Raw genomic sequence first — 3952 nt, 5'->3', positions numbered from 1 at the left:
TGAGAAGTGCCCAGGCCACCCGGGCATTTTTGTTGGCTAAGGCCACACAAGCCCGGTTCCACCCTTTTTTATCCTTAAGTCTTCTGATCCACTGGGCCGCGGCATCATCACGACGATCCACGTATTGGATTGCCGCTCGTGAGGCAGGGAAAGGAATTCAAGCCGACTTTGCCGCTCATGACAGGGACGTTTATTCTGGGCCGACTATGGATGGCGTCATCATCAGCGATCTCAAGTCTGAAGCGAACGGGGAGTGGCTCATCCTCCCTGATCAGCAACGGGTACGCTTGGATTTCATCCACGAGATCAGAATCCATAGGTCGTTATGAATTCGAAATAAGCTCCCGACGAGGCTTCCCTGAACGTTGCTGTCACCAGCGACAAAATCAGTTTGTGGACTTTATCCTGTCTTCATTTTGGGATTTATATCTTCGCAAGTAGCGGTGCAGGGTTCGCTTATTGACCTCAAACCTTTTGAAGATTGCACCCACAGAAACGTTGTTTGACTGATACAGTTCAAAGCCATTTGCACGTCCTCAGCTTCCAGTGCCTTCGGACGACCTCCAAGTCGTCCGCGTGATTTTGCTGCCTCGGACGGAGTCTTAACGTGACGATTTCTTTGGACCAGGGCGCTAAGTGGGCCATACTGCTGCTTGCCGCGCAGCAGGCGAATGAATCAGCCTATCGAGTGCTGCTGAAGGAACTCAGCAGCTAACTCCAGAAATTTCTTCGCACGAGATTGGAAGTTCACTCCGATATTGATGATCTCATTCAAGAAATATTGATTGGCGTGCATCATGCCCGGCATACCTTCGATGGCGCACGCCCGTTTCTTCCCTGGTTTCACGCGATCGTCCGATATAAAACCATTGACGCATTGCGCTCGAAAAAGAGGCTGCATGGTATTGAAAGTCTTAATGAAGAAGCTCTCGAAAACTATTTTGAAACTTTTGAACAGGCTGGTGCAAATCAGAGTCTCGATGAAGATGTTCTTCAGGCTTTGGCCGCCCTTCCTCCCAAGCAAAGAAGAGCTGTTGAGGCAGACCGTTTCGAGTCAAATAGACATCAAAACTCAGCTGCCCGTCTGCAGTGACACCAGATCCAGGCTCCAGATACTTTTTGCAGTCTTCGGCACGCTTGCCCCATGCCGTTACTTCGAACCATACGTCTGGTTTGTCCTTGCCGCCGTATACAGCAACGGAAAAATCAAGGGCCGAGGTGTCATTAACTTTGCGGACATCTTTGATTTTTCCCACACGGCCGTATATGATCGTTCTTTGCATTTGCTCTCCTCTCCAACTATTTTAATTTCACTGTTGAAATCGCCAGACTGTAGTTTTGCTCGCCACTATCGTGTCTGCCATTGGACAAGATTCCTTCAAAACCAAACTTTATAAGTTTGCCGCTCTTATCAAGGATTTCAATGTCAGTGCCCTTGACGATGCATTGATCGCCCGTGAACGCGATGCCAGCAACAAGGCATTCCGACTGGCTCGACCCCGCTTTTTTACGACATACGCCGTTCGCATCGGAGCTATCCTCAAATGAAAATTTATAGGTAAAAGGTTTCTTGCAGGAAATTTCGATGGGTCGTGGTCCAGAGGACCCCGAATAATAATCTGAAAGAGCTCTTCCCATGCCCACGTCCAGCATCGACTTAACCTCCTTGACCTCTAGGGGTTGGCTTCCGTCCAACATCCCTGGCGTGTAATCCTCCAACTTTTTGGGAAGGTCTTCGTTGGTCAAAAGTTCGACTTTAAAGCGCCATAAGATGTGAACGCCCTTCTGTATGGTCTCCAGGTCTCCCGGCACCTGAAAAGTAGTGTCCGATTGCCACGTGCCTAGGCCGGTGGACAGCACCCGGTCCAGTGAAAGGCACCTGGGATCATTCGAGAAATTTTCAGTGGTTGTGCTTTTGCCGTTTGCACTCGACGTGCTGATCGAAATGGACCTCCCTGACCAAACCCCGCCCTGCAGGCTTCCGGTACCGGGGCTTCCCAAAAAGTTAAAATATTTTTCCCAAACATGCTCCCCACAGTCGCTCGGTTGCAAGCCAAGAGAAGTATTGTCTGGACCAGGCACAGACGTGCCTCCACCACTGTCTTTTCCACAGGCTGAAAGAATGAATAGCACCGAAGGTACGACCAATAGATATATCTGCATGAACGTTTCCTATTCTATGATAAATTTCTGGACGCATCGTTGCGTTTTTGAATGGTCCAGAGCGATGGAGGCCAGTACCACCATGCTTTTGTTGCAACGCGTGTCACGTCATGTCGAGGGAAGTACGTGAAATCACCCGCTCCAGGATGATCTGCATGCGAAGCAATGTTTCTAAAGGCTCCTATTTGCAGCTGACTTTGGTGAAGCTGTTGGGAATGAACTGAGCAAGGGTTATGTTTCCGGCTGCTTCAACGAACACGTTGATATTTCCGACCTGCGCACCCGTTGCCTTGCCTGCAAGGCACGAGTCCTTGCCGAGCTCAACCGGGACCAGTTCATTTACGTTCAGGACCTCTGCATCTCTTGCGACCCAGGTCTTGTTGGTCAAGGTGCCTGAAGCGTCTTTCAAGCCAAACCCAACCATGGTAAGTCGGGTCATTTTGCCCGTGGCCGCCACTCTGATTGAGCCTTTCAAGTAAAACCCGCTCTCAGGGATGAGACTTGAGTTGACGATACAGATGGAGGATTTTTTAACGGCAGGATCACCAAACCTGGCACCAGCTATTGATTTGCAATCAAGGGAATTGACTGCATCGACTGCAAGAAATTTCCCTGCCACAGGTCCTGCGGCTGCCGCGGGCTCATCCTTCAGCACCGGCTGAATGCTGACGTCAGCTTCTCCTATGGTACCTGCCGGATCGCCCTGAGCTCCAGCCAGGCTCAGCGGGCAGATATCAAGCTTCAAGGGGACTTTGGGCTCGTTAACTGGGAAAACAGGATCCTGCTTTTGTTCATTCTGACATGAGCGATAGAGAAGTGTTTTGCCGTCTGCATCGAGGTATTCCAGTACGAACTTATATGATCCATATTTCAGTTTGAGATCCACGCTGTTCGAACCACTTGCGAAGTCAGCGGCGGCGGCCTTCTTCGAGAGGGCTATTGTGCCTCCCACCCCATTGGAGACAGTGATTTTCATGCTGCTCCATGCCTTCGTTCCTTGTTTTTGTAGAAACTTGCTGACCGTGACCGTCGAAAGGCCGCTGTTTTCTCCTTCGACCGTTGATCCAGCCTTGCAGCCATTGAATGCCATTGCCAGGATGATGCACAGTTTGAATTTCATGATCCACTCCAGGTTGCTGTTGGTACTACCAGTCTCAGCCTCAGCCGGCACAGTTTGGGTGATGTAGCCTTGTTGCAATTTGCTGCAAGCTTCATTCAAAGCTTTGTTTGGACTGTATGTTGGGCATAAGGCCCGGATCAACTACAGCCGCCGCCAGGACAGCTTGTGTCAGTTGCATTTAACGAGCTTGAAAGCGATTTCAGGGAGTTCCGTAATATAAAACGAATGAACGAACCCGTCTAGAGGCAAGGCTGCCTGTCCGTTGCTGTATGGCGTGATTCCTGTCGAGAACCCTGTGAATGCGAAAAAGAAATCATGTTTCACGGTTGGACAATTACCGTCGGAACCGTTCGGCATAATTCCGAGATCTGCGTAGGCAAGGTTCTGCAGGTTCGGAGAAGAGAAGTCAGCAGTGTATGAATGATTCTTTGTCAAGTTCAAATTGACATTATAGAAGAGTGTGCGGCTCGCATCCTGGCCTTCACCCGACGTATATCCACTTATAGAAACTCGTGCCACATCACCCATTGAAGCGACCGTTGTGGAACCAGCTGGCCTTGGTTTGTAGGCACGCATGCTTGCCTTATATTTTAACGAGGATGCAGGATTCCAATCAGCCAGCATCATATAGCCTGGGGGGACGTCCTTGATCCTTCCCCAAAGTTTGCA

General features: G+C 50.0%; 4 protein-coding genes and 1 pseudogene. 1 reads left to right on the top strand and 4 read right to left on the bottom strand.

Annotated features, from left to right (window positions below; genetic code table 11):
* Nucleotides 1-733: 733 nt before the first annotated feature.
* A pseudogene (locus VE954_RS44455) lies at nucleotides 734-1027 on the top strand (sigma-70 family RNA polymerase sigma factor); the annotation flags it as partial.
* Here the strand turns inward: VE954_RS44455 and VE954_RS27530 are convergent.
* The 4 genes from VE954_RS27530 to VE954_RS27515 form a co-directional block, all read right to left on the bottom strand.
* On the bottom strand, nucleotides 915-1283 hold the full coding sequence (locus VE954_RS27530) for a single-stranded DNA-binding protein (RefSeq protein ID WP_324958941.1): 369 nt from the start codon (nucleotides 1281-1283) through the stop codon (nucleotides 915-917). The pseudogene VE954_RS44455 and the gene VE954_RS27530 overlap by 113 nt on opposite strands.
* 16 nt (nucleotides 1284-1299) lie before the next feature.
* Complete coding sequence (locus tag VE954_RS27525; protein WP_324958939.1) at nucleotides 1300-1653, bottom strand: hypothetical protein; 354 nt, start codon at nucleotides 1651-1653, stop codon at nucleotides 1300-1302.
* Between the two features lie 691 nt (nucleotides 1654-2344).
* Nucleotides 2345-3283 carry a hypothetical protein gene (locus tag VE954_RS27520; RefSeq protein ID WP_324958937.1) on the bottom strand — a complete coding sequence of 313 codons (939 nt, stop codon included), beginning with the start codon at nucleotides 3281-3283 and terminating at the stop codon, nucleotides 2345-2347.
* 168 nt (nucleotides 3284-3451) lie between these two features.
* Nucleotides 3452-3952: hypothetical protein (locus VE954_RS27515; protein ID WP_324958935.1), on the bottom strand; the 501-nt coding region annotated here is incomplete at its 5' end.

Origin of the sequence: Oligoflexus sp. (assembly GCF_035638955.1) — a bacterium.
Classification (GTDB): Bacteria; Bdellovibrionota_B; Oligoflexia; order Oligoflexales; family Oligoflexaceae; genus Oligoflexus.
This window is presented reverse-complemented; position numbering and strand designations above follow the sequence as displayed.